Annotated in this window: 24 protein-coding genes, 2 tRNA genes and 1 riboswitch; of the genes, 11 read left to right on the forward strand and 15 right to left on the reverse strand. The window is 66.7% G+C overall.

All coding sequences use genetic code 11. From position 1 onward, the window contains the following. Positions 1 to 50: 50 nt before the first annotated feature. Positions 51 to 905 (reverse strand): phage holin family protein, encoded by an 855-nt coding sequence (locus AU252_RS03555; RefSeq protein ID WP_058929540.1) that lies wholly within the window; start codon positions 903 to 905, stop codon positions 51 to 53. Between the two features lie 189 nt (positions 906 to 1094). Between AU252_RS03555 and AU252_RS03560 the strand changes: the two genes are divergently transcribed. The 3 genes from AU252_RS03560 (at position 1095) to AU252_RS03570 (ending at position 3017) form a co-directional block, all read left to right on the forward strand. Further along, entirely contained in the window at positions 1095 to 2318 is a 1224-nt protein-coding gene (locus tag AU252_RS03560) for a multidrug effflux MFS transporter (RefSeq protein ID WP_240484312.1), read from the forward strand. A 14-nt stretch (positions 2319 to 2332) separates the two neighbouring features. Next, on the forward strand, positions 2333 to 2524 hold the full coding sequence (locus AU252_RS03565) for a hypothetical protein (protein WP_056348256.1): 192 nt from the start codon (positions 2333 to 2335) through the stop codon (positions 2522 to 2524). Between the two features lie 85 nt (positions 2525 to 2609). After that, entirely contained in the window at positions 2610 to 3017 is a 408-nt protein-coding gene (locus AU252_RS03570) for a hypothetical protein (RefSeq protein WP_058929541.1), read from the forward strand. Positions 3018 to 3069: 52 nt separating this feature from the next. On the opposite strand, the gene AU252_RS03575 is transcribed toward AU252_RS03570, so the two are convergent. The 6 genes from AU252_RS03575 to AU252_RS03600 form a co-directional block, all read right to left on the reverse strand. Beyond that, positions 3070 to 3142: transfer RNA gene (locus AU252_RS03575), tRNA-Asn, on the reverse strand. Positions 3143 to 3267: 125 nt separating this feature from the next. Continuing rightward, positions 3268 to 3340 (reverse strand) — tRNA-Asn (locus tag AU252_RS03580). A 54-nt stretch (positions 3341 to 3394) separates the two neighbouring features. After that, entirely contained in the window at positions 3395 to 5350 is a 1956-nt protein-coding gene (gene dnaG / locus AU252_RS03585) for a DNA primase (RefSeq protein WP_058929542.1), read from the reverse strand. A gap of 52 nt (positions 5351 to 5402) precedes the next feature. Further along, positions 5403 to 6701, reverse strand: a complete 1299-nt coding sequence (locus AU252_RS03590) for a deoxyguanosinetriphosphate triphosphohydrolase (protein ID WP_056348248.1) — start codon at positions 6699 to 6701, stop codon at positions 5403 to 5405. After that, positions 6685 to 7866, reverse strand: coding sequence for a tRNA dihydrouridine synthase DusB (dusB, locus tag AU252_RS03595; RefSeq protein ID WP_058929543.1), 1182 nt, complete (start codon positions 7864 to 7866; stop codon positions 6685 to 6687). The genes AU252_RS03590 and dusB overlap by 17 nt, the downstream gene beginning before the upstream one ends. 76 nt (positions 7867 to 7942) lie before the next feature. Then, positions 7943 to 9406, reverse strand: coding sequence for a YibE/F family protein (locus tag AU252_RS03600; RefSeq protein WP_083510245.1), 1464 nt, complete (start codon positions 9404 to 9406; stop codon positions 7943 to 7945). Between the two features lie 80 nt (positions 9407 to 9486). Here AU252_RS03600 and AU252_RS03605 point away from each other — a divergent pair, with 80 nt between their 5' ends. Further along, complete coding sequence (locus AU252_RS03605; RefSeq protein ID WP_058929544.1) at positions 9487 to 10227, forward strand: alpha/beta hydrolase; 741 nt, start codon at positions 9487 to 9489, stop codon at positions 10225 to 10227. Further along, a complete protein-coding gene (locus AU252_RS03610) occupies positions 10224 to 11024 on the forward strand; it encodes a DUF1295 domain-containing protein (RefSeq protein ID WP_058929545.1) in 801 nt (266 codons plus the stop codon). The genes AU252_RS03605 and AU252_RS03610 overlap by 4 nt, the downstream gene beginning before the upstream one ends. Before the next feature lie 16 nt (positions 11025 to 11040). On the opposite strand, the gene AU252_RS03615 is transcribed toward AU252_RS03610, so the two are convergent. The 3 genes from AU252_RS03615 to AU252_RS03625 form a co-directional block, all read right to left on the reverse strand. Further along, positions 11041 to 12069 carry a GNAT family N-acetyltransferase gene (locus tag AU252_RS03615; protein ID WP_058929546.1) on the reverse strand — a complete coding sequence of 343 codons (1029 nt, stop codon included), beginning with the start codon at positions 12067 to 12069 and terminating at the stop codon, positions 11041 to 11043. Positions 12070 to 12071: 2 nt separating this feature from the next. After that, entirely contained in the window at positions 12072 to 13457 is a 1386-nt protein-coding gene (locus AU252_RS03620; RefSeq protein ID WP_058929547.1) for a glycine--tRNA ligase, read from the reverse strand. Positions 13458 to 13590: 133 nt separating this feature from the next. Further along, positions 13591 to 14616, reverse strand: coding sequence for a DMT family transporter (locus tag AU252_RS03625; RefSeq protein WP_058929548.1), 1026 nt, complete (start codon positions 14614 to 14616; stop codon positions 13591 to 13593). 33 nt (positions 14617 to 14649) lie between these two features. Between AU252_RS03625 and AU252_RS03630 the strand changes: the two genes are divergently transcribed. After that, positions 14650 to 14883: an RNA-binding S4 domain-containing protein gene (locus AU252_RS03630; protein WP_058929549.1), complete on the forward strand. Its 234-nt coding sequence runs from the start codon at positions 14650 to 14652 to the stop codon at positions 14881 to 14883. Between the two features lie 82 nt (positions 14884 to 14965). Here AU252_RS03630 and AU252_RS03635 read toward each other — a convergent pair whose 3' ends face one another. Then, entirely contained in the window at positions 14966 to 15616 is a 651-nt protein-coding gene (locus tag AU252_RS03635; RefSeq protein WP_058929550.1) for an alpha/beta hydrolase, read from the reverse strand. Between the two features lie 95 nt (positions 15617 to 15711). On the opposite strand from AU252_RS03635, the gene AU252_RS03640 reads away from it, so the two are divergent. Genes AU252_RS03640 through AU252_RS03650 form a run of 3 tightly spaced genes read left to right on the forward strand, consistent with a single transcriptional unit; the run spans position 15712 to position 18364 of the window. Beyond that, positions 15712 to 16560, forward strand: coding sequence for an SGNH/GDSL hydrolase family protein (locus tag AU252_RS03640; protein WP_099093423.1), 849 nt, complete (start codon positions 15712 to 15714; stop codon positions 16558 to 16560). A 60-nt stretch (positions 16561 to 16620) separates the two neighbouring features. Beyond that, the gene (locus tag AU252_RS03645) at positions 16621 to 17820 is read left to right on the forward strand and encodes a winged helix DNA-binding domain-containing protein (RefSeq protein ID WP_058929552.1); all 1200 of its coding nucleotides are present in this window, start codon (positions 16621 to 16623) and stop codon (positions 17818 to 17820) included. Positions 17821 to 17833: 13 nt separating this feature from the next. Next, positions 17834 to 18364 carry a lipase chaperone gene (locus AU252_RS03650; protein ID WP_058929553.1) on the forward strand — a complete coding sequence of 177 codons (531 nt, stop codon included), beginning with the start codon at positions 17834 to 17836 and terminating at the stop codon, positions 18362 to 18364. A gap of 100 nt (positions 18365 to 18464) precedes the next feature. Here the strand turns inward: AU252_RS03650 and metX are convergent, their stop codons facing one another. Further along, complete coding sequence (gene metX / locus AU252_RS03655) at positions 18465 to 19580, reverse strand: homoserine O-acetyltransferase MetX (RefSeq protein WP_205630630.1); 1116 nt, start codon at positions 19578 to 19580, stop codon at positions 18465 to 18467. 12 nt (positions 19581 to 19592) lie between these two features. After that, a riboswitch (SAM riboswitch) is annotated at positions 19593 to 19707 on the reverse strand. A 208-nt stretch (positions 19708 to 19915) separates the two neighbouring features. Between metX and AU252_RS03660 the strand changes: the two genes are divergently transcribed. Beyond that, positions 19916 to 20554, forward strand: coding sequence for a VOC family protein (locus tag AU252_RS03660; RefSeq protein ID WP_056348211.1), 639 nt, complete (start codon positions 19916 to 19918; stop codon positions 20552 to 20554). 125 nt (positions 20555 to 20679) lie between these two features. On the opposite strand, the gene AU252_RS03665 is transcribed toward AU252_RS03660, so the two are convergent. Next, positions 20680 to 21459, reverse strand: a complete 780-nt coding sequence (locus AU252_RS03665) for a CPBP family intramembrane glutamic endopeptidase (protein ID WP_058929554.1) — start codon at positions 21457 to 21459, stop codon at positions 20680 to 20682. A 177-nt stretch (positions 21460 to 21636) separates the two neighbouring features. Between AU252_RS03665 and AU252_RS03670 the strand changes: the two genes are divergently transcribed. After that, the gene (locus AU252_RS03670) at positions 21637 to 22317 is read left to right on the forward strand and encodes a histidine phosphatase family protein (protein WP_058929555.1); all 681 of its coding nucleotides are present in this window, start codon (positions 21637 to 21639) and stop codon (positions 22315 to 22317) included. A 17-nt stretch (positions 22318 to 22334) separates the two neighbouring features. Here AU252_RS03670 and AU252_RS03675 read toward each other — a convergent pair whose 3' ends face one another. Beyond that, entirely contained in the window at positions 22335 to 23123 is a 789-nt protein-coding gene (locus tag AU252_RS03675; protein ID WP_058929556.1) for a DeoR/GlpR family DNA-binding transcription regulator, read from the reverse strand. Between the two features lie 97 nt (positions 23124 to 23220). After that, the gene (hutI, locus tag AU252_RS03680; protein ID WP_058929557.1) at positions 23221 to 24432 is read right to left on the reverse strand and encodes an imidazolonepropionase; all 1212 of its coding nucleotides are present in this window, start codon (positions 24430 to 24432) and stop codon (positions 23221 to 23223) included. Positions 24433 to 24441 lie beyond the last annotated feature (9 nt).

Below are 24441 nucleotides of genomic sequence, written 5' to 3' on the forward strand. Positions count from 1 at the left end.
TCCTTAGAGCCCAGTGTGACTTCAGAGCCCAGCGTGACGTATTTGTGTTGTTAGGGGTTCCGCAGCAGCCTGCGCAGGAGCACCACAAAGATCGTTGCGGAGGCTGCAAGTGCGGCAAGTGGCTTCCAGCGGAGGCCGGCGCCGTCCGGGGATCCGGAGAAGTCAGCGTACTTTTGGCTGGCCTTGGCAGCGCCATGTTCAACGGCAGCCTTGCCCTCCCCCAGTTTTTCCTTGGCAGCGCCCAGCAGGAACATGGCCTGCGGCTTGATGTCGAGCTCGGTATCCAGTTCGTCGCGGACCTGGGCCAGGTGGCGCCGGCGCTGTTCCAGGCGGCGGTGAAGCTCGGGCTCGGACGCCTGCGGGAACTCTTTTTTGTGCGCCTCGGCCTTGGCTGCCTTCTCGGCCTTGGCCTTCGCGGCAGCCTCGTCCTTGGCAGCCTTGGCGGCCTTGGCCTCCGGGCTGGCCGGATCGAGCAGCGCGGCGTTGAAGTCCGAGCCTTCCTTGACGATGCCGAGATCGTGTTTGATGCCGCGGATGGTCTCGGCCGGGACCAGGGGCATGGCCTGCTTGAATTTGCGGACGCCGATCAGGCCGCCAATGAGGGCAATGACCAGAAACAGGGCGCAGACGAGCAGCGCGGCGAGCCACGCCGGCATGATGGTGGCCAGGCCCATAATGGCGGCCACGATCAGGCCAACCACCAGGAAAGCCACAAAAATAAGCGCAACGGCGAAGAAGGCGGCGGCGACGCCTACCTGGATGCCCTTGCGCTTGAGCTCGATTTTGGCGAAGGCGATTTCATCGTTGAGTTGGCGAGGGGCCAGACGGAAAAGAAGTTTCAGCGTCCTGGGCAGCGCGGTGATCCGCAATCCCTGGCTGGTGCGCCCGGTGTGACGTCCGCTCATCGGTTCCCGCCTAACTTGTTGCGTAGTCTGCTGCCTGGTCGGTTCGGCTTCCGTGTCCTGCGGGAGCCCGCGGCAGCACGGTCCCGCCCCCAAAACTATCATTCAGGTTCAGGGCAAACTTCCGGGTTGGCCGCACGGCGCGCCTGCAACCCCGGAAAGATGGAACTTCCGGGCCTAGGATTGATCTCCGTGACCACTCCCTCCAATCCGGGCGATTCGCTGACCCGCCGCCGGAAACTGTTGTACATCCTCCTCCTCGGCGCCCTCACCGCGTTGGGTCCGTTCACGATCGACCTGTACCTGCCTGCGTTCCCGGCACTGGAAGCGAGCCTTGGGGTCACCGAGGCTCAGGTCCAGCTGACCCTGGCCGGCACCACCGTGGGCTTTGCCCTCGGCCAGCTGGTGGTGGGCCCCTTCAGCGACAAGTTCGGCCGCCGGCTCCCGCTGATCCTGGCCACCGCCCTGCACATCGTCTCCTCCGTGGGAGCAGCCCTGTCCACCGACATCTCCACGCTGGGCCTCTTCCGCGTCCTCATGGGCGTGGGTGCTGCGGGCGGCGGCGTGGTGGCCATGGCAATGGTGCGCGACCTGTTCTCCGGCTATGCCATGGTCCGGATGTTCTCGCGTATGGCCCTGGTGAACGGGCTGGCACCGATCCTGGCCCCGGTGATCGGATCACAGCTGCTCCTGGTGATGCCCTGGCCGGGAATCTTCGTGTTCCTGGCCGGCTACGGCACCGTGGTGATCATCGCCGCGCTCTTCCTGGTCCGCGAAACACTGCCACCGGAGAAGCGCGGCCTGACCGGTATGACCGCCGGCCAGCGCTACAAGGTTCTTTTTACGGACCGGATCTTCGTGGGCCTGCTGGTGGTGGGCGGCATGAACTTCGCTGGCCTCTTCACCTACCTGTCCGCGTCGCCGTTCCTGTTCCAGGACATTTTCGGGTTCTCGCCGCAGGAATACGGCTTGCTGTTCGGCATCAATTCCCTGGGCATTGTGGCCGGCGTCCAGACCAGCTCCAGGCTCATCCGTACTGTCCCGCCGCAATGGATCCTTGCTTGTTCCACGGCCTGGATGTTCCTTATGGCCCTGCTGATCGTGGTCTTTGACCAGGCCGGCCTGGGGCTCTGGGGCGTGATGGTTCCGCTCTGGTTCTACATCATGGGCGCAGGCTTTACGTTCCCCTGCGTGCAGGTGCTGGCCCTGAGCAGCCACGGCGCACAGGCCGGGACGGCCGCGTCCCTCCTGGGTGCCGCGACCTTCCTGATGGCCGGCCTGGTTTCACCGGTGGCGGGGTGGCTGGGCATCACCAGCTCCACGCCCATGGGCGCCGTGCAGGCCGCGTGCATACTGGTGGCGATAGCGGGCCTCTGGCTGGTCGTCAGACCCCGCACCGTGCCCTCGATCCACTGAACCCCGTCGACCCAATGATGAAACCCATAAAACGCAAACCGCACCGCAACCCCCGGGGACTGTTCCTCGGGGCGGTGCTGGGCGCCGTCGCCGGTTACTTCCTTGGGCGAGTGTTCGGCAGTGGCGCCATCGGCATCATCCTCGGCGCGCTTGCAGGTGCTGCCCTGCTGTACCGGGTCAACCCAGGCCCTTGGAACCGTCCCTAGCTGTTGGGACGTGCCGCCAAATCCCGGTCCACCGGGGAGGGCCCACCCCTGCCGCCCGGGAGCTTTCCCACGATAAAATAATTCCGTGCCCAGCTGGAAGTTCCACTCGCCGCCCCCGGCCACCTGGCAACGTTGCGACTCAGGTATATTGCCCATGTGGTGGGACCGGCTGTGCGCCCAAACCGGCCAGCAGTCCGCGGCCCTCTATGCCGCCGGACTCTTCACGGACGACCGGCGGCGGCCCATCGCGCAATGGTTCAACGCCGCCTTCAACGCCGCCCTCCTGGTGGCCCCGGAGACCTCGCCTGAGTGGCCCGTGCAGCGCTTCGGGATCTTCTACGCACCACCGGCCTCCGGCTTCGTCCGGGTGTACTCAGCACCCCATGAATGGCATCCGCGCGAGCCCCGCAAGTACCCCACCGAGCAGGACGCCTTCCGCGCGGCCATAGCCGAGGCTGAGCGGTTCCTGCAGGTGGAAATGGACTTTGTGTGAATGCAAAAAATCCCCGCCCTCACAGAGAGGACGGGGATTTTTTGTTTGTCTGCTCCTCCTGCTGGACTTGAACCAGCAACCCTTCGATTAACAGTCGAATGCTCTGCCAATTGAGCTAAGGAGGAATGAAGCAGGTATGACATTAGCAAAGGTTTCCCGGGAATGTGAAATCGGCCGCGGCGCAAGACGAAATACCCTCCCCGGGTATAAAAAAATCCCCGTTCCGGAGACCCGGAACGGGGATTGTGCGCTCCTCCTGCTGGACTTGAACCAGCAACCCTTCGATTAACAGTCGAATGCTCTGCCAATTGAGCTAAGGAGGAATGAAGCGGGTACCAGCCTAGCAAAGTCCCCGCAGGGAGTGAAATCGGCGCGTTTCAGGCGTCCGAGCGCAGTGCCCGGCGTTCCATTTCGAGCATCATCAGTTCCCTGTTGAGCCGCTGGAAATCCTCCGGGTTCGCTGCCGGATCCAGCCGTTGCAGCTGGCCCATCTTGTCCGCCTTGACCCGCGTGATCTGGAGCTCGAACAGCCGGGACAGAATGTCCTTGCAGTACTTCTGTACGGCTTCCGCGGTGCTCGCGGGAAGCGGCACCACAGAAAGCTCGGACACGAGCGGCCGGAGGGGTTCCGGGACTTCGTGCATCACTTGTTCCACCCAGCGCAGGGGCTCACCGATCAATCCGGGACCGGAGGCGCGCATGGCGTCATGGACAGCCTGGAACGCCGGCGTGACGAACCGTGCGGCCGCGAAGCGCTCCCAGATGCCGCCGCCCAGGAGGGCGGACTCCTGCAGCGCCACTTCCAGCGCCTGCCGCTCCATGGAGGCCACGGGGTCCCGGGGGTCGGGCCGCTGGTACGAAGGGACAGCGCCCGACGTCGGCCCGGCAGCCACGCCGGGTCCGCCCGCCTGGGCGGAACCCGCCTGCACGGCCCCCGACTGGGCGGACGCCATCTGGCCTGGGGCACCGGCGAGCGTCCCCGGTGCAGCCGGCCCGCCCGGGGCGGCACGCTTCATGGCGACGCCCACAGCCCGGCTGACGTCTTCAACCGAGATGCCGAGCCAGCCGGCCAGTTCCCGGGCATACTCGGGCCTGATGGCTGCGTCGCGGATCTGGGCCACCACCGGAGCGGATTCCCGCAGCGCGGCCACCCGGCCCTCCACGGTGTCCAGGTTGTGGCGCCTGAGCGTGGCTTTGATGGCAAACTCGAACAGCGGCCGGCGGGTGGCGATCAGGTCCCGCACGGCGGCGTCGCCCCTGCTTTGGCGCAGGTCGCAGGGGTCGGCGCCGGTGGGCTCCACCGCCACATAGGTCTGGGCGGTAAAGCGCTGGTCTTCCTCGAAGGCGCGCAGTGCCGCCTTCTGCCCGGCGGCGTCACCGTCAAAAGTGAAGATGACCTCTCCCCCGCTGCCGTCGTCGGACAGCAGGCGGCGGGCGATCTTGATGTGCTCGGTGCCGAATGCCGTGCCGCAGGTGGCCACCGCCGTCGGAATACCCGCCAGGTGGCAGGCCATCACGTCCGTGTATCCCTCCACCACCACGAGCTGGCGGTCTTTGGCGATGCTGCGCTTGGCGAGGTCGATCCCGTAGAGCACCTGGGACTTCTTGTACAGCGTGGTTTCGGGGGTGTTGAGGTACTTGGGGCCCTGGTCGTCCTCATACAGCTTGCGGGCACCGAAGCCGATGGTGTCGCCGGCGATGTCGCGGATGGGCCAGATGAGCCTGCCACGGAACCGGTCGTAGATGCCCCGGTTGCCTTCGGAGAACATGCCCGTCAGCTTCAGCTCCTGGTCCGTGAAGCCGCGGCCGCGGAGGTGTTTCAGCAGCGCGTCCCAGCCCTGCGGTGCGTAGCCCACGCCGAACTGCTCCGAGGCGGCGCGGTCAAAGCCACGGCCGAACAGGAAGTTCCGGCCTTCGGCGGCTCCGGGCGTCAGCAGCTGGGCGCGGAAGAACTCATCGGCGATTTTGTGGGCATCCAGGAGGCGCTGGCGCTTGCCGACTTCCTCACGGTTGGGGCCGGTGCCGCCGTCTTCGTAGCGCAGTTCGTACCCGATGCGGGCAGCCAGCTTTTCCACTGCCTCGTGGAATGAGGTGTGGTCCTGTTTCTGCACAAAGGCGATGACGTCCCCGTCTTCGCCGCACCCGAAGCAGTGGTACCTGCCCACCTGGGGGCGCACGGTGAACGATGGCGACCGTTCGTCGTGGAAGGGGCACAGGCCCTTGTAGGTTCCCAGCCCGGCACCCTTGAGCGTGACGTAGCCGTCAACCACTTCCTTGATGTCCGTGCGCTGGCGTACTTCGTCTATGTCTTCACGTTTGATCAGGCCAGCCACAGAGCCATCCTAGTCCCGGGGTCTGACAGCGAACGCGTCGCTATGGCGTCTGTCACCACAGCGACGGCAGGCTCCCCACGAGCCGTTCGTACATAGCCAGCGCCGAGCCGTCTGTCAGCGACGCCACCTGGTCGATGACCACCCTGAGCCGTGCGCCGTCGTCGGGCGCGTCCCGCCAGTCGGCCGCGAACATTGGCTCCAGGTGGCGGTCGCCCGTGGCGTTCAGGGCGGTGACCAGGGCGTGCAGAACCTCGCGCTGGCGCTCGTAGATGGGCTGGCGGTGTTCGGTGGTCATCACAAACGTGGTGGCCAGGCCCTTCATCACCGCGATCTCCATGACTGTCTCGTCCGGGACCATCAGCTCGGCGCTGTACCGGGTGAGGTTTTCCGGGCCGTAGACGGCACGCGTGGCCTCCAGTGCGCTCTGGCAGAACCGGCCGATCAGCTGGCTGGTCATGTCCTTCAGGGCGGCCATGGATTTCCGGCTGCCGTCGGCCTCGCGGACCCACACGTCGGTGGCTTCCAACCGGGCCAGGGCGGCATCGATCGCGGCGGGGTCGTTGTGCGGGAGGTACCACTGCTTGGCGTAGCCCACAACACGGGCCCGGTGGTCCGGGTTGTCCATCCAGCGCAGCTGGAAGTGCCCGGCCACGATCGCGTCCTCGACGTCGTGCACGGAATAGGAAATGTCGTCGGCCAGGTCCATAACCTGCGCCTCCAGGCACGAGCGGCGTTCCGGCGCACCCTCCCTGATCCAGTTGAAGATGGGCAGATCGTCCTCGTAGGCGCCGAACTTGCTGGTGCGCTGGCCGTGGATGACCGGCGCGTTCAGCGCGGACCAGGGGTATTTCGCCGCCGCGTCCAGGCTGGCCCTTGTGAGGTTCAGGCCGGCCGGGCGCCCGTCGGTGGCCAGGACCTTGGGCTCCAGCCGGGTGAGGAGCCGGAGGGTCTGGGCGTTGCCTTCGAAGCCGCCGATGGCATGTGCCACCTCGTTCAGGGCGGACTCGCCGTTGTGGCCGAAGGGCGGGTGCCCCAGGTCATGGCTCAGGCAGGCGGTGTCCACAACGTCCGGGTCGCAGCCCAGGGCGCGGCCCAGTTCCCGTCCCACCTGGGCAACCTCGAGGCTGTGGGTCAGGCGGGTGCGGACGAAGTCGTCGGTGTCCGGGGCAACTACCTGCGTTTTCGCGCCGAGGCGGCGCAGGGCGGAAGAGTGCAGCACCCGGGCGCGGTCCCGCTCAAAGTCGGAGCGGTAGTTGTTTTTGGGCGGTTCCTCCACCCAGCGGGCGGAATCGTGGGCCTCGTAGCCCGGCAGGGCCTGTGCCGTGGTGCGCGTCTCAGCCACCGGAAACATCCAGCTCCGCGGCGGAGATGTCCTGGGACTGCGCGGCGTTCATGGCACGGGATTCCAGCCAGTCCTTGGGCAGGGCCGGCTTTTTGGGCGAGCCTGCGCGGCCGCGCGGGCCTTCGGCATCCACGCCGGGGTACGGCGAGCCCAGGTCCAGCTGGTCCAGCGTGTCGCGCAGCACCTCCAGGCTGGTCACCATGGCCAGTTTGGTCCGCAGTTCACTGCCCACCACATAGCCCTTGAAATACCAGGCCATGTGCTTGCGGATCTCCCGGAGCGCTTTGCCTTCATCGTTGCCGAAGGTCTCGACCATCAGCTCAGCATGGCGGTACACGCCTTCCGCGACCTGGCGCAGGGCCGGCTTGTGCCGCGCGTCGCTTCCCTCGAAGGCCGCCATCAGGTCGCCGAACAGCCACGGGCGGCCCTGGCAGCCACGGCCCACCACCACGCCGTCGACGCCGGTCTCGCGGACCATTCGGACGGCATCTTCCGCGGACCAGATATCGCCGTTACCCAGGACGGGAATATCCGGCAGCGCCTCACGCAGGCGGGCGATTGCGGTCCAGTCGGCCTGGCCGGAGTAGAACTGCGCCGCGGTGCGGCCGTGAAGCGCGACGGCGGCGACCCCGGCATCGCGGGCGATCCGGCCGGCGTCGAGGTACGTCAGGTGGTCATCGTCGATGCCCTTGCGCATCTTGATGGTGAGCGGGACATTGCCCTTGGACGCTTCCTTGACCGCGGTCTGGACAATCGACGTGAAGAGGTCGGTCTTCCAGGGCAGGGCGGAGCCGCCGCCGCGCCGGGTCACTTTGGGAACGGGGCAGCCGAAGTTCAGGTCGATGTGGTCCGCACGGTCCTCTTCAACCAGCATGCGCACTGCCTGGCCCACCGTAACGGGGTCCACGCCGTACAGCTGGACGGAGCGGACTTTTTCGTCGTCATCGTGGGAGATGATGCGCAGTGATTCGGGCGTGCGTTCTACGAGGGCGCGCGAGGTGACCATCTCCGCCACGTACAGGCCGCCGCCGTATTCACGGCACAAGCGACGAAAAGCGGAGTTGGTGATGCCCGCCATCGGAGCCAGGATCACGGGGGTGTCCACCGTGATGGGGCCCAGCTTCAGGGGCGGGAGTTCCAGCTTGGGGGCGGGAGGCGTTGCGGTAACAGTCACTTGTCCATTGTCGCAAAGGCGGGCAAATCGGCGCGCCGGGCCCATTGGGGTCCCCTGGCGTAGGTCAGCTGCCCGTTCAGCCGCGGTCTGCCCGGCGTCCCCTCCGGGTGGTGGCAGGATCGGCGGAACCTTCCGTGGACTGCCGTGACCGCCTCTCGAACGCGGCCGCCGCGAGCGCACCGGTATCGTCGACGTCGTCCGCGTTGATGGCGCCGGCGCCCGAGGTGCCGTGGGGGCGGCGGTCTTCGTCCGGGACGCCGACGGCGGACTGTCCGGCCGTCCGGACGCCGGTGGCCTTGACCACCAGCACGGCGATCAGGGTGGTCACGGGAATGGCGAGGACCAGGCCGATGGAGCCGACGAGCGTGCGGATGACTTCTTCGGACAGTTCGGCGCTGGTCAGAGTGTCCCCCAGCGGCCGGTCGTACAGCATCACAATGATCAGGATGGGCAGGGCGGCGCCGGCGTAGGCGAACGCGATGGTGTAGACCGTGGAGGCGATGTGGTCCCGGCCGATCCGCATGGCCGAGGTGAAGAGCTTGCGGGCGCTGGTGCCGGGAGCCAACTCGTAGAGTTCCCAGACGGCGGACGATTGCGTGATGGTGACGTCGTTCAGGACACCAAGGCCGGAGATGATGAGGCCGCACAGGATCACGCCGGAAATGGAGATGTTGGCCGAGGTATTGATCAGGGTGGTGGCGTCATGGCTGCCCACTCCGGCGAGGTTGGCGGCGTCGGTGGCCCACGCCGCCAACAGCGCCGTGATGGCCAGGCCGAACATGGTGCCCAGCAGCGCCGTTGATGTGCGGGCGGAGAAGCCGTGGGCAAAATACAGGACCCCGATCATGATCACCGTTGACCCCACCAGCGCGAGCAGCAGCGGAGGTTTGCCCTCCACCAGCCCGGGCAACATAAAGCCGGCAAGGACGAAATACGCGCCCACCAGCCCTAGCAGTGCCCGGAGTCCGCGCCAGCGCGCCACCGCGATGACCACCAGGGCATAGAGGAGCGCCAGGATCACGATGGGAAGGGTCCGGACGAAGTCAACGAAGATGTAGGCCGGGGACCCCTGCGACGCCGCGGCGCCCGGGGCGTTGGAAAGGTTCAGGTACCTGATCTGGTCCCCCGGCTTCACGCCATGGGATTGTGCCACTTCCGGGTTGACCACCACTTTGACGGGGCTGCCGCCCTGGTCCGGTTCCGTAAAGGCAAACATGCAGTCGGAGCCGGCGGGGGCGGGCTGGCCGCCGGTGTCCGGGGATTGGCCGGGGGCGGTGGAGCCCTGCATGCAGCTTTCTTCCACGACGCTCTGGATCTTGCCCGTATCGAACGTGACGCCGGGCGCCGCCGAATAGGGGTTGGCGAGGGAGATGCCGTCCTTGGACCCGGACGGCCACAGCATGGCCATGCCCGCCAGGGTCAGAAGCGTCAGCGGCACCAGCACCGCGGCCAGGATGCGGTTTGCCTTCCGGCGGGCAGCAATCGCCTGGGCCGTCGGCTCCGAATGATCTGTTGAAACGTGGGTGTGACCGGAGCCCATCAGCAGTTGAACCTCATACCTTGAACTCTACGTCCGGCGCCTTAAGGTTGGTAAATGGCAGGAACCGGGAGGAACCACGCGTGACGGACCGCAGGACTGAATTCCACACCAACGAACCTGCTGCGAGGCGGGAGGCGGCACTCACTGTGCTGGCGGCCCCCGGGACAACGCGGGGCGTGGCACTGGTCCTGCACGGGGGCAAAGCACACAGCTATGAGCCCGTGGAGGCCCACCACCTGAGCCCGCTGCGCATGGTCACGTTCGCCCGTCACCTGCACCGTGCCGGGAAGGACCACGGGCTGGCGGTGTGGTCCCTGCGGAACAGCGTGCGTGGCTGGAACGGGCCGGACAGGTCCGCACTGCAGGATGCCCGCTGGGCCCTCCAGCAAATCAGTGCGCAGCACCCTGGGGTTCCCGTGTATCTGGTGGGGCACTCAATGGGCGGCCTCACCGCTGTGACCGCCGCGGACCATCCGCAGGTGGACGCCGTGGTGGCGCTGGCCCCGTGGCTCGGCCCGGAGACACCCGCCACCCCGCTCGCCGGACGCAAGGTCCTGATTGTCCACGGCACGGGAGACCATATGACCAGCCCGTCCCAGTCCTTGGCGTTTGCGCGCCGAGCCACCGGGACAGCAGCCTCCATGCAGTATGTTTCGCTGCACGGTGCCGGGCATTTTATGGTGCGCCGCGGCCGGCTGTGGCACACGCTGGCCACCGGTTTTGTGATGAAGGCTTTCGCCGAGCGCACGCGGTTCACACACCAGGCCTCGAACAAGCTGGCTGAGCTGGTGCCCGGGTCCGCCGCTGAGGTGGCCCTGTGAGCCCTTTTCCCTGGCCGGCGTTCGCGGCGTCGTTGCCCTGGACAGCACTGGCAGTCCTGGCGGTCCTGGCTCTGACGTTTGGTGTGGCCGTGCGGCAGGGCCGGCACTCGGTGATGGACGTCGTGTGGGGCCCCGGCTTCGTCGCGGTGGCCGTAGTGTCCTGGTTCCTGTCGGCCGGATCGGGCGATGACACCCGCCGCGCCTTGTTGCTTCTGTTGACGGCGGTCTGGGGGCTGCGGCTGGGCGGCCATATTGGCTGGCGGGCGCGCGACGGACATGAAGACCCGCGTTACAAGGCCCTGCTGGACCCGGCGCCCGGATCCAGGAACGCGTTTGCGCTCCGCCGTGTCTACCTGCCGCAGGGCGTGGTGATGTTTTTTGTGTCCCTGACGCTGCAGGTGGGGATGTTCGCCACCGGACCTGTGGGGTGGGTGGCCGGGCTCGGCGTCCTGCTGTGGGTGACGGGGTTTGTGTTCGAGACCGTGGGCGACTGGCAGCTGGCCCGGTTCAAGAAGGATCCGTCCCGCCGCGGCACGGTGTTGGATACCGGTTTGTGGCGGTATACCCGGCATCCCAACTATTTCGGCGATGCGGCTATCTGGACGGGGCTGTTCCTCATTGCCGCAGACTCCTGGCCGGGCATCCTGACGGTCCTGTCTCCGGCACTGATGGTGTGGACGCTCGCCGGGAAGACCGGGAAGCCCCTGACGGAAAAGGCGATGTCCGGACGGCCCGGTTACCGGGAATACGTCGAGGCAACCAGCGGCTTCATCCCGTGGCCGCCCAAACGCCGGTAACCTCCCCCGGGTGGGGTCAGTCCGAGACGATCAGCGTTTCGGCACCGGCCTGGCGCGCCTTGCCGGTTTCCAGCAAGGGCTCGACGGCGGCGCGCAGCGCTGTCATCGAATCGTCCAGTTCCAGCATGACCGGGTGCTGGTATGCGAGGAGCGAGAGCAGGTCACGGACGGCGGCTGCTGCGTCGTCTGCCTCAAGCGCGGGTTCGTGGCCCACAAACACATCCGTGGCCTTTGCGCCCTGGGCCGAAGCATCTGCCGTCGGGTCCTGGGCTGCCTCCGCATAGCTCACCGCAAAGGCGCGGATCCGGCCCTTCTTGCTGGGGGAAACCCCGGCGCCAAAGGCGGATCCCGGCTCGGCGCGCAACACCAGCGCACCGTGGGCGCCGGTGAGATCATCCAGGAACAGCTTCTGCACCTGCCCCACCGACAGCACGCCCGGCGAATCCCAGCCGTGGATCGACGTGTAATACCGCCCCACGACGTCGGTCAGCTCAACGGAACCGGTAGCGAGATCCATTACGACGTCGGAACCGGCGTTTTCGTCGTTGGCCAGCCCGCCGCCGTCGTTCTTCGCAGGGAACACGGGCAGCTTCAGGGCGCCCGGCTCCACCACCACCAGCCGGGAACGCTGGATGGGCGCGAGCCCGAACACCTCGGCGAACGCGGCCCCCGGAGTGCCCGGCTGCACCTTCGCGCGCAGCCTGGTAACTCCCGACGGCGCCTGCCCGACTTCGCGCCGCAGCATGGTCAGGAGCGTGGCACCGATGCCGGCGCGGCGGTGATCGCGCGCCACTTCGATGTAGGTCCACAACCGTTCCGGGTGCAGCGAGGCCTCGTAAACCGCGCCCGCCGCCACCGGAATGCCGACGCCGTCAATGACGTCCTCGGCCACGATGCAGCGGCGCCACGGAGTGCCGTCCGTGCCGGCCGAGGAGACCGTCAGGGCACCGCGGAACTGCCGGGCCTGTTCGGTCTCCGGGCCGCCCCAGATTTCCAGCAGCGTCAGGTCATCGCCCTCACGCCATTCGCGGTATTCGATGGCCATGCTCAGGCGCCGATCAGGCGGGCGGCCAGGTAGCCTTCCACCTTGTCCAGCGAGACGCGTTCCTGGCTCATGGAGTCGCGTTCACGGATGGTCACGGCCTGGTCCTCAAGGGTGTCGAAGTCCACGGTGATGCAGAACGGGGTGCCGATCTCATCCTGGCGGCGGTAGCGGCGGCCGATCGCGCCGGCGTCGTCGAAGTCGATGTTCCAGTTCTTGCGCAGCTGCGCGCCCAGGTCCTTGGCCTTCGGCGAGAGGTCCTCGTTGCGGCTCAGCGGCAGCACCGCAGCCTTGACGGGGGCCAGTCTCGGGTCAAGGCGCAGGACGGTACGGACGTCGACGCCGCCCTTGGCGTTGGGTGCCTCGTCCTCGGTGTACGCGTCCACCAGGAACGCCATGAAGGAACGGGTCAGGCCTGCGGCCGGCTCGATCACGTACGGGGTGTAGCGCTCGTTGGTGGCCTGGTTGAAGTAGCTCAGGTCCTGGCCGGAAGCCTTGGAGTGCGTGGAGAGGTCGAAGTCGGTGCGGTTGGCGATGCCTTCGAGCTCGCCCCATTCCGAGCCCTGGAAGCCGAAGCGGTATTCGATGTCCGTGGTGCCCTTGGAGTAGTGGCTGAGCTTGTCCAGCGGGTGCTCGAAGAAGCGCAGGTTCTCTTCCCGGATGCCCAGGCCGGTGTACCAGGACATGCGCTCTTTCATCCAGTACTGGTGCCACTCTTCGTCAGTGCCGGGCTCGACGAAGAACTCCATTTCCATCTGCTCGAACTCACGGGTGCGGAAGATGAAGTTGCCCGGTGTGATCTCGTTCCGGAAGGACTTGCCGATCTGGCCGATGCCGAAGGGCGGCTTCTTGCGGGAGGTGGTCAGGACGTTGCTGAAGTTCACGAATATGCCCTGGGCCGTTTCGGGGCGCAGGTAGTGCATGCCTTCGTCGCTGGCCACCGGGCCGAGGAAGGTCTTGAGCAGGCCGGAGAACTCCTGGGGTTCGGTCCATTCGCCGCGCGTGCCGCAGTTGACGCAGGCAATGTCCTTCAGGCCGTTCTCGGCGGGGCGGCCCTTCTTTTCCTCGTACTCTTCCTCGAGGTGGTCGGCACGGTAGCGCTTGTGGCAGGAGAGGCACTCCACGAGCGGGTCCGAGAAGACATCAACGTGGCCGGAGGCTTCCCATACCTGGCGGGGCAGGATGACGGAGGAATCCAAGCCCACCACGTCCTCGCGGCCGCGGACCATGGACTGCCACCACTGGCGCTTGATGTTTTCCTTCAGCTCGGCGCCGAGGGGTCCGTAGTCCCAGGCAGAGCGCGAGCCTCCGTAGATTTCACCGGCCTGGAACACAAAGCCCCTTCGCTTGGAAAGGGAAATGACCTGGTCGAGTACGGATTTTGCTGCCATGGTGGACTCCAATTTCTACAGGGCCGCTGGGTGCGGTCCGCGGGTATCTGGCCCCGCTGCACGTGGGTGCATCACCGCTGGGTGCGGGCGGGGCGGGCGAAGGAACGAGATGCAGAGAACTGCGTGTCCTAGCCTACCGGCCGCTGCCTCCGGAAGCTGCCTGCCTCCGGAAGGCGCCCCGCGGCCACGGCAGTGTGGCCAGGATGATGGCGGCCAGCGTCAGCAGTGTGCCCAGGACGGTGGCCGGGGCCACGACGCTCCCGGGGGCCGGCACCAGGAGGTCCAGCCCCAGGGAGCCAAGGAGCTGTCCGGCGATCATGCCGAGCCCGGTCACTAGCACGCCCAGGCTGCGGACCAGCAGCGCACCCAGGCCGATGAACACACAGCCCATGGGCCCGCCCAGGTAGTACCACCACTCGGCCGGCAACGGATTGCCCGGCCCGAATACAGCCACCTTGACGGCCAAGGCAATCCACAGGAACACGGAGCCGGCAACGAAATTCACCAGCGTGGCGGCGACGGGCGAACCGTAGTGGACCGTGGCCGTCCCGTTCATCGCCTGTTGGAAGCTCATCAGGAAACCGGCCAGGACAGGGAGGATCAACGGCAGAACCAAGGATTCCAGCCCGCCTGCTCCGTCGGCAGGGGCGCCCGGGGAGCCCGGCGATCCGGCCAGTCGCGGCGAAACCGCCCATGCTACGGCGGCGACCGTCAGCACGCAGCCGATGATCCGCATGGGCGTGACGGCCCTCTTGCCGGCAGGTCCGATGCCCAGCCGGTCCACCAGCAGCCCGCTCAGGGTCTGCCCGGTCACGGCGGCGACGGTAAACAGTGCCACGCCCAGGATGCCCACGGTGAAGGACTGGGCGAAGACAAATAGGGCACCGATGCCGCCGGCCAGCACGTAAACGGGCGGGAAAGCCCGGGTCCGGACCGCCGGCAGGATCCTGGCCAGACCGGCGCGGCCGCTGGGCAGGATCAGGGAGATCAGGATCATCACCACCAGGCCGGCGCTGAAACCCACCACGGCCGCGGCGATGCCGTCGTTGAGCCGGACGCCGAGGGCCCCGTTGATCCGGCCCTGGACGGGAATGGCCAGTCCCGCGCCGACGGCCAGCGGGAGCCCCGCGAAGCGCGGCAGCCGTGGGGTGTGGGTCATTGGATTCACCTTACGTCAGGCATTATTGCTTGTATGAGCAACCAGGACATTCAAGAGATCCCCATCCGCGACAGCATGATCCGCCTTGGCCAGCTCCTGAAGCTCGCCAGCCTGGTGGAGGACGGCGTGGAAGCCGCTGAGCTGATCAAGAACGGACTCGTCAAGGTCAACGGCGAGATCGAGGACCGCCGCGGACGCCAGCTGCACAACGGCGACACCGTCACCGCCAACGGGCAGACCGTGCAGGTTGTGGCCCCCGAAGCCTGATTTAGCAGGCCTGGCTCAGCCTCAGTCGGCCAGGACAGGGTAAGCGGCCGGCGGCACTGTGCCGCCGGCCGCCGTCGTACGTTTATTTGTTCAGCACCTCGTGCGTCAGGAACTCGGAGACGTGCCCGATTTCCTGCTGGTTGATGCCGTGCCACATGCCCGTGTAGAGGACCTTGGTGAGCTTGACGTGCCCGCGCACCCAGCCCATGGTGTAGTCGATCTTGTCGGGGGTGATCACGGGGTCCTGCTGGTCCCGGCCCCAGAAGAGCGGCACTGTGCCGTCCAGCTCGCCGTCCTTGAAGGATGGGTCCCCGTCCGCGTTGACCACAAAACCGGAAAGCCCGACGACGGCGGCATAGTCAGCGGGGCGCTGCCGGAGCAGCGTGGTGGCCATCGCCATTCCCATGGAAAAGCCGAGCAGCGTCACCGACGGGTGGTCGGCTTTGACGTTGTCAATCCAGTCCTGCACGTAACCGGCGCCAGCTTTGACGGCGTCGAGCGTGTATTCGATGGAGGCCGTCAGGGGGAACCACATAAACCCGGGGCCCGTAGCCAGGGGCGCCCGGAGCGAAGCAACAACAAAGTCCTCGGGAAGCATATCCGCCAGGCTCAGCAGGTCCTGTTCGTTGGCGCCGTAGCCGTGAAGCAGCACCAGCAGCGGCTTTCCGGTGCGCTGGTCCTCCGGCCGGGACCACAGAACAACGGGGGCGGGAAATACTTGGGCGTCAGTCATGGTTTCCATTCTTACAGTTACCCGGCGGTAACTACCTACGGTGGCGTAGCTTGTGAGCAAGGAGGCAGGATAGGACCGTGAATGAAGCAAAAGCCATGCAGAGCCCGCCCAGGGCCACGGAAGCCCACCCCTGGAGCCGCTATGTGGCGATGGGAGATTCGTTCACCGAGGGCATCGGCGACCCGGACCCCACAAGCCCCGGCGGCTTCCGCGGCTGGGCGGACCGGGTGGCCGAGGAACTGGGCAGGGGCCAGGCGGACTTCGCCTATGCCAACCTGGCCGTCCGCGGCCGGCTGCTGCAGCAGATCGTGGACCAGCAGCTCGCTCCGTGCCTGGCGCTTAAGCCGGACCTGATAACCCTTTCCGCCGGCGGCAACGATCTCATCAGGCCGGGCGGCGACCCCGACGCCCTCGCCGAAAAACTTGATTCAGTGGTCCAGATCCTGGCCATGGGCGGCGCCACGGTGGTGCTGTTCAACGGTCCGGATACCGGATCCTCGGTCCTGGGACGGATCCGCAGCAAGGTGGCCATCTACAACGAGAACCTCCGCACAGTGGCCGCCCGCCATGACGCCATCATCGCCGACATGTGGTCGCTCAAGCAGCTGAACGATCCGCAGATGTGGGACGAGGACCGCCTGCATTTTTCGCCGCTGGGACACCACACCATCGCCGCCATGGTGCTGGAATCGCTCAACGTGGACCACACGCTCGAGCCTCTCCGGCCCAAGCCCCTGCCCGCCCGCACGTGGCGGACAGCCCGTTCCGAGGACCTGGTGTGGGCCCGAGAGTACTTTGTCCCGTGGGTGGTGCGGCGGCTGCGCCACCGCTCCTCCGGCGACGGAATCACCGCAAAACGCCCGACGCCGGGCCCTGTGTTCGGCCCGGGCGTTCCGTTGGGTTCCGGCGAGGGGCCGCTGGGCACCACCGACGCCCGGCGCTAGCGGCGGCCCCGGCGTGAGCGGCGGCACGGCGTGACCCAGGGACGGCTCCCCCGGACAGGCATGGATCCGGATGAGGTGGTGCGGCGCCGGCTTCACGCCCAACGGCTGCGGGGGCCCGGCCTGAACGCCGCGGAGGACGCCGTCCGGCACCTGCTGGCTGTCCAGGCGCAGGAGTTTCCGTACGCCCGCTGGAGCCTGGCGCAACGGACCAACGGACTTAGAGCTGCCGGCGGGGCGCCGTCGCATCGTGTCGCTGCCGAGGCTGCGGTGGCCACAGCCTCGGAGGTTGAGCAGGCGGTGTCCGACGGGCGTATCCTGCGCACCCATATCCTGCGGCCCACCTGGCATTTTGTGCACCGCGAGGATCTTCGCTGGCTGACGGCATTGTCCGCGCCGCGGCTTCACCAGGGCAACGCGGGCATGTACCGGCAGACCGGGATTGATGCCGCCGCCGCTGGCCGGAGCGGGCAGGTCCTGGCCGAAGCCGTCCGGGGCGGGCCACACCTGACCCGCGAACAGCTGGCCGCGCGGCTGCAGGACGAAGGGTTCGCGGCCACCGGCTTCGGGCTGGCCTACCTGATCATGCACGCCGAGATCAGCGGGATCCTGACCAGCGGGTCGCCGGTGCGCAGCCGGGGCGGGGCCCTGAAGCAGACCTACGCCCTTTTTGACGAGCGTGTACCTGCCGGCCCGGCCGTGCCGCCCACCCGGGCCGAAGCGCTCAGCGAGCTCGTCCGGCGCTACTTCACCAGCCGCGGGCCGGCCACGGTCAAGGATTGCGCCGATTGGTCCGGGCTCACCATGGCCGACGTGCGGCTGGGCCTTCAACAGTCCCTGGCGGCTGCTCCCGAAACGCTGGCAACGTCGGCGATTGACGGCGTCGATCATTATTTCGACGCCGGCGCGGAGGCCGGTTCGGAGGCCGGCAATACCGCGGCCGGACCGCGGATCGATCTGATCCAGTGCTACGACGAATACGTGATGGGCTATTCCGCAACGCGGCACTATCTGGGCGGCAGCGCTCCGGTGTTCCCGGTCGCCGGGGATCCGATGCATGTGGTGCTGCTGGACGGGCGGATGGCCGGCTGCTGGCGGCACACCATGTTCTCCGGCCGCTGTGAGCTGGATATCCGGCTGTCCGCTGCCGCGGACCGGGCCACGGAAGATGCCGTGCAGGACGCCGTGGACCGGTACGGGGCCTTCCTGGGGATCCCGGCCGCGCGTGTGGGCTCCGGGGTTAAGCTGGAAGGACACATATGAGAGGCGCTACACCGTGAACAGCTTGTTTTTCTGGATCATCATTCTGTCGTTCGTGATACCGATGGCGATGCGGATGTACCGGAAATCCGTGAACAAACGGAACCAGGAGCAGAGCTTTTCCGGGCGCTACCCCGAGCAGTTTCCAGGCGGCGGGCAGTACCCGGGCAGCGATCAGTACCCGGGCCCGCAGAACAAGCAGCCCCGTGACGGCTACACGCAGCAGGATTACATGAGTGGCGGCTTCCGGCAGATCATGAGCCCGCAGCCCCTGCCGCCTAGCCAGCCATTGCCGCCCATGCAGCCGATTCCTTCTGCGGATCAGCAGTTCCCGCCGTACGGTCAGCCGCAACCCAACGGCCAGCCGGTGCCGGAGCAGCGCGCGGAAGCACCGCAGCAGCCTGCCGCCCCCGCTATTCCCCTGCCGCCGTCGGGCCCGCAGGGATACCGTGCCCGGAAACTGGCCGAACTCGACCAGCAGTACAGCAACGGCGAGCTGGCCATGGAGGACTACATGAAGCGCCGCTCCGACATCATGAACGGCTGATCGCTTAGTCAGCGCGAGAGGACACTTGAGGCCCCTGATTCCAGGGGCCCTCAAGTGTCCTCTCGCGTTTAAGAGCAGGGGCTCAAGTGTCCGTTCGGGCTTAGACGAGGAAGGTCTTCCGGAGTTGGACGCCGAGCTGGCCGATCTCGGTCAGGAAGCCGTCGTGGCCGATCGGGGCCTCAATAACGTGCACGTCCACGTCGCCCGGGAGCGCGTCAGCCAGCTCACGGGACTGGGACGGGAAGTACAGCCGGTCGCTGTCCACGGCAGCCACGAAGAACCTGGCGGTGGCACGGCCCAAGGCTTCGTTCAGCGAGCCCCGCCCGCGGCAGACGTCGTGGCTCATCAGGGCGTCGGTGATGGCGATGTAGCTGTTGGCATCAAAGCGCCGCACCAGCTTTTTGCCCTGGTGGTCCAGGTAGCTTTCCACCTGGTAGCGGCCCCGCTCCCCCAGCGCTGCCGCCTGGAACGGCGACTCCGGGTGCTGGGCCGACCGTCCGAAGCGGCCATGGAATTCCTCGGCGGAGCGGTAGGTGATGTGGGCGATGCGCCGTGCCAGGGCCAGGCCGTCCTCCGGCAGCGGACCGCCGTAGTAGTCGCCGTCGTTAAAATTGCTGTCCTGGCGGATGGCGAGCGTCTGCGCCTGGGCGAACGCGATCTGTTCGGCCGTGCTGGCGGCACCGATCGAGATAACGGCGCACCGCTGAACCCGTTCCGGGTAGGTGACCGCCCATTCCAGGGCCCGCGCGCCGCCCATGGAACCGCCCAGCACGGCGTACCAGCTCGGGATGCCCAGCTGGTCAGCCAGCCTGGCCTCGGCCGCCGTGGTGTCCCGCAGCGTTACCAACGGAAAGCGGGACCCCCACGGCTTGCCGTCCGGTGCAACCGAGGACGGCCCTGTGGAGCCGTAGCAGCCGCCCACGATGTTGATGGAGACCACAAAGAACCGGTCCGTGTCCACCGGCGCACCGGGCCCGGCCAGCTGTTCCCACCAGCCGGGCTCGTCACTGTCGCCGCGGGTCACGTGTGTGCTTCCGGTCAGGGCGTGCTCAATCAGGACGGCGTTGGAGCCGTCCGCGTTGAGGGTTCCCCACGTTTCATAGCCGAGGGTGACTTCCGGGAGGTAGCCGCCGGCTTCGAGCTCGAGTCCGCCGATGCTGGCGTAACGGACCACCCCGTTTCCGGGTGCTGCAGTACGGGAAATCGTAATCGTCATGGAAGGACCTTTTCTATGCGCTTGCCCACCGTCAATTGACCGGCAGGCCAGGTCCTCACCCGGGGCACCCCACCGCAAAAGAGGGTTGCCGGCCAGCAAGCCGGGGCTGTCGCTGGCACTCATGACCTGCTTCGAGTGTACGAACAGCCCCGGTCTATTGCTAAGCGTGTGACTGGTTATGACTTCGCGGGAGCCCTACTGCGGCTGGCCGGCCGCGTCCTTGCCAGGGTCCGCCGCGCCCTTGGCCGCCCGGAAATGTCCACTCGTGACGCATCAGGATTCCGGTAAGGCTACCCTTAGCTGAGAGCCGGATCACAAAGTGCCAAGATGATGGCATGCGCATGGATCACGTCTCTTACGCCTGTGAACAAGATGGCCTCGTTGCCACCACCGAACGTATTTCGTCCGCCCTCGGCGTTGAAGCCGTGAAGGGCGGGGTGCACCCCCGGTTTGGAACCCGGAACATGATTATTCCCCTCGCCGGCCACAAATACCTGGAAGTTGTGGAGGTCCTGAACCACCCTGCATCGGACAAGGCTCCCTTCGGGCAGGCTGTCCGGGCACGGTCCGAAGCCGGCGGCGGCTGGATGGGCTGGTGCGTCGAAGTGGACGACCTCGCTCCGTTCGAAGACCGCCTGGGCCGTGCCGCCGTCAACGGCAACCGCAAGTTCCCGGACGGCCGCGAGCTGGTCTGGAAGCAGATCGGCATCCTGGGCCTGATCGCGGACCCGCAGGTCCCGTACATGCTCAAGTGGGAGGGCGACCCCGCCCTGCACCCGTCCAACGCCTATGAGAGCAACGTCAAGATGAGCTGCCTGACCATAGCCGGTTCCGCCGAACGCGTGACGGAATGGCTGGGCGAACCCGTCGAGAAGCCGCTGGAGGATGTGGCCGTTGACTGGGTGGCTCCGCATGGAACCCCGGGCATCCTGTCCGTAACCTTCGAAACCGCTACCGGAGCAGTCACCATCTGATTGCACGTTCAATAGCTTCGGCCGCCATCAGCGGGTGCCAATGATGCCACCCACCGATGGCGGCCGAATCCCTTTAAGCCGGACCTGCATCAGTGCACGCGCGCCGCGCGGGCACGGCAGCTGTCCTACCCCAGGCCTACCGCCCGGCCAAAGAGGCTGAAGCCGACGAAAGCCACGATGTCCAGCAGCGCATGCGCGATGACCAGCGGCATAATCCGCTTGGTTTTCGTGTAGAGCCAGGCGAAGACCACACCCATCACTGCGTTGCCGATAAACGGCCCGAAGCCTTGGTATAGGTGGTAGCTGCCGCGGAGCATCGAGCTAATGAAGATGGCCAGGGGCATGCTCCAGCCGAACTTGCCGAAGCGGTCCAGGAGGTAGCCCACCACGATCACTTCTTCCACCACGGCGTGCCGCAGCGCGGACAGGATCAGGACGGGAACTGTCCACCAGTACGAGTCGAGTGCGCTGGGGATGATGGCGGTGGTGATCCCCAGGGCACGTCCCGCTGCGTAGAGGCCCAGCGAAGGAATTCCGATCAGCGCCGCGAGGCCAAAGCCCTGCAGCAGGTCACGGCCCGGCCGGGCGAAGTTGAACCCCAGCTTCCGGAAGGCGGACCCGCCCTGGGCGCTCAAGCCGGAACCGGATTGCCGCTGGTCCGTGAGGAAGTAGATGACCAGCAGCACGGGCACGAGGGCGAAAATGATGTCCAGCAGCTGGTAGGTGAGGTCGAAGTATTCGCGGGGGCTCTGTGACCGGTTCAGCGTGGACGTGCCTTCGGCCAGCGGGGCCCGAGTCATCTTGTCCAGCAGCTGCACCACCGAGTAGACGGCGGACTGCCCCAGGGAAAGGCCCAGCACAATCCAGACTTCAATCCGCAGCCGACGGCGGGAGGGAACCAACATGGTTCCATCTTGCCTGTAGTTTCTGGTTCTTCGCTGATTGGGAGGGTGGCCAGCTCGCCGGGGCTGACCAAAGTGAGAGAGCGTCAGCCAAAAACCCACCGAAAGTGAGAGAGCGTCCGCCAAAAACCCACCAAAAGTGAGAGAGCGTCCATGCGGCGGGACCTATGCTTGGGGCTTATGAGCGCGCCTGGGAAAATCTTCATGATCCGGCACGGCCAGTCCGCGGCAAATGTCGATACGTCCATCTACAACAGGGTCCCGGACTACCGGATTCCGTTGACTCCCCTGGGCCTGGCGCAGGCCACGGCGGCCGGGGAACGGATCCGCCGCGAGCTGGACGGCCGGCAGGTCTGCGTTTATGTGTCGCCGTACCTGCGGGCGCACCAGACCCTGGAGGCGCTCAACCTCGGCAATCTCACGGAGCGGGTGATCGAAGAGCCGCGGCTCCGCGAGCAGGACTGGGCCAATTTCCAGATCACCGGCGACATCGAGGACCAGAAGGAACTCCGCAACGCCTACGGCCATTTCTTCTACCGGTTCCGGGAGGGCGAATCCGGCTCCGACGTCTACGACCGGATCTCATCCTTTATGGAGACGCTGTACCGGCACTGGTCCAAACCGGACTACGCCCCCAACACCCTGCTGGTGACCCACGGGCTCACCATGCGCCTGTTCTGCATGCGCTGGTTCCACTGGTCGGTGGAATATTTCGAATCGCTCAACAACCCGGACAATGCCGCGGTGCGGACCCTCCTGCGCACCGACCTGGGCAAGTACGAACTCGATATTCCGTTCAGCCAGTGGGTGGACCGCCGGGTGGACGAGACCGTCCTGGATGCGCCGCCGGTGATCTTCTAGGCGTTGTTGCAGGTCCCTTAGTGCGGGGCCACGATCACTTCGGTGCCATTGGCTTCGAATGCGGCCTTGTCCTCGGCGGAGATCCCGGAGTCAGTGATCAGGCGGGTGAACGCGTAACCGTCCATGGTGGCGAAGGCTCTGACGCCCACCTTGGAGGAGTCGGCCAGCACGTACGAGATCCGGGCCCGGCTGGCCAGCAGGGCATTCACGGAGGCTTCGCCCTCCCCAGTGTTGGTGGGACCGACCTCGGGGTCGATGCCGTTCACGCCGATGAAGGCGATGTCCATGACCACCTTCTGCATGATGATGTCGGTGTACGGGCCCACGAGTTCGTACGAGCGGGGGTTCAGGATGCCGCCGGTCACCATGACTTTGATGTTGGGTCGGACCGCCAACTGCGCAGCGATGTTGATGGCGTTGGTGACCACCGTCAGGGTGGACTGGTGGCCGGGAGCGTTGAGGTCCTCGCGCGTGGCCAGGATTTGAGCCAGGGCCGTGCTGGTGGTGCCGCCGCAGAGACCGATCACAGCGCCGGGAAAAATCAGCGCCGAGGCGGCCTGGGCGATCTGCTCCTTGGCTTCGGCGTGGTCGTCACGGTTGTACCGCCCGGGGAGGTCGTAGGCCAGGGCGCCGGTGGTGGCCCCGCCCCGGGTGCGGGTCAGCAGCCGCCGCTTGGCCAGGCTGTCCAGGTCCCGCCGTGCCGTGGCCGGCGAGACCGCGAGCTGGGAGACAATCTCCTCCACCTCCACCTGGCCGGTCTTGGCGAGAATGTCCAGGATGGCCGTCAGGCGGTCAGTGCGGGTCATGGGGGCCTCTCAGCGATCAAACAGTCACCAATATATGACGTTATCTGATCATAACAGGCACAAATGATCACCTCGCAATCACTAAGTGCGACCGTACTTAGCGTGCCCGTACACCGGCCCGCCACACGGCGTACGTGAGCGGCATGCCCGGGCGGTAAGCGAGATGCGTTGCTGAGGGGGCGTTCAGCATGTGCAGGTCCGCACGATGCCCGACGGCGAGCGAACCCACCGCCCGGACGCCGTCGGCGTCGTGCCCTGCCTCCCGGTGCAGCGCCAGCGCGCCGCCATACGTTGCGGCGCGCACCGCTTCATGGACGCTCAGGCGCATCTGCAGCACGGCCGTCGCCACGTTGAACGCCATGGAACTGGTGTACGAGGTGCCCGGGTTGCAATTGGAGGCGAGCGCCACCTGCACGCCGGCGTCCAGCAGTTCACGCCCCGGGGCCAGCGGCTGCCGGGTGGAGAGATCGCACGCGGGGAGGCAAGTTGCCACGGTGCCGCGGGAACCACTGCCCGTGTCCGGACTCCAGCCGGACCAGCTTTCCGCCAGCACCGCCACATCACGGGACGACAGGTAGTTCACGTGGTCCACGCTGGCTGCCCCGAGTTCCACCGCCAGCTGCACGCCCGGACCCTCGCCGAGCTGGTTCCCGTGGACGCGTATCCCCAGTCCGGCGGCCCGGCACGCCTCCAGCACACGGCGGGACTGCTCCGCCGTGAAGGCGCCTTCCTCGCAGAAGACGTCCGCCCACCGGACGTACGGCCGGACGGCGTCAAGCATGGGCCCGCAGACGAGATCGGTGTAGGCATCCGCATCGGTGCCCAAGGGGACAAGGTGGGCACCCAGGTAGGTGACTTCGTCTACGACAGTGGAGGCGATCCGGGCACTCCGGGCCTCGTGCTCAATATCCAGCCCGTAGCCCGTCTTGGTTTCCAGGTAGGTGGTGCCCTGCGATACAGCCTCGGACACACGCGCCATCGCCAGCCGGGTGAGGTCGAAATCGGACGCGCGGCGGGTGGCATCCATGGTGACGGCGATGCCCCCGGCCGAATACGACTCCCCCGCCATCCGCGCTTCGAACTCCGCCGTGCGGTCGCCGGCGAAGACCAGGTGTGTGTGCGAATCCACCCAGCCCGGCAACACGGCCCGGCCGCCGGCGTCCACGGCGTCGTCGGCCGCCGGCGCATCCTCGGCGGAACCGAGCCAGGCGATCCGTTCGCCCTCGATCACCACGGCGGCATTCTTAAGGACACGGTGTTCCAGGTCCTGGGTCATCAGCTCGGCGATGTTGGTGATCAGGGTGCTCATGGGTTCCAT

Origin of the sequence: Pseudarthrobacter sulfonivorans (genome assembly GCF_001484605.1) — a bacterium.
Classification (GTDB): Bacteria; Actinomycetota; Actinomycetes; order Actinomycetales; family Micrococcaceae; genus Arthrobacter; species Arthrobacter sulfonivorans_A.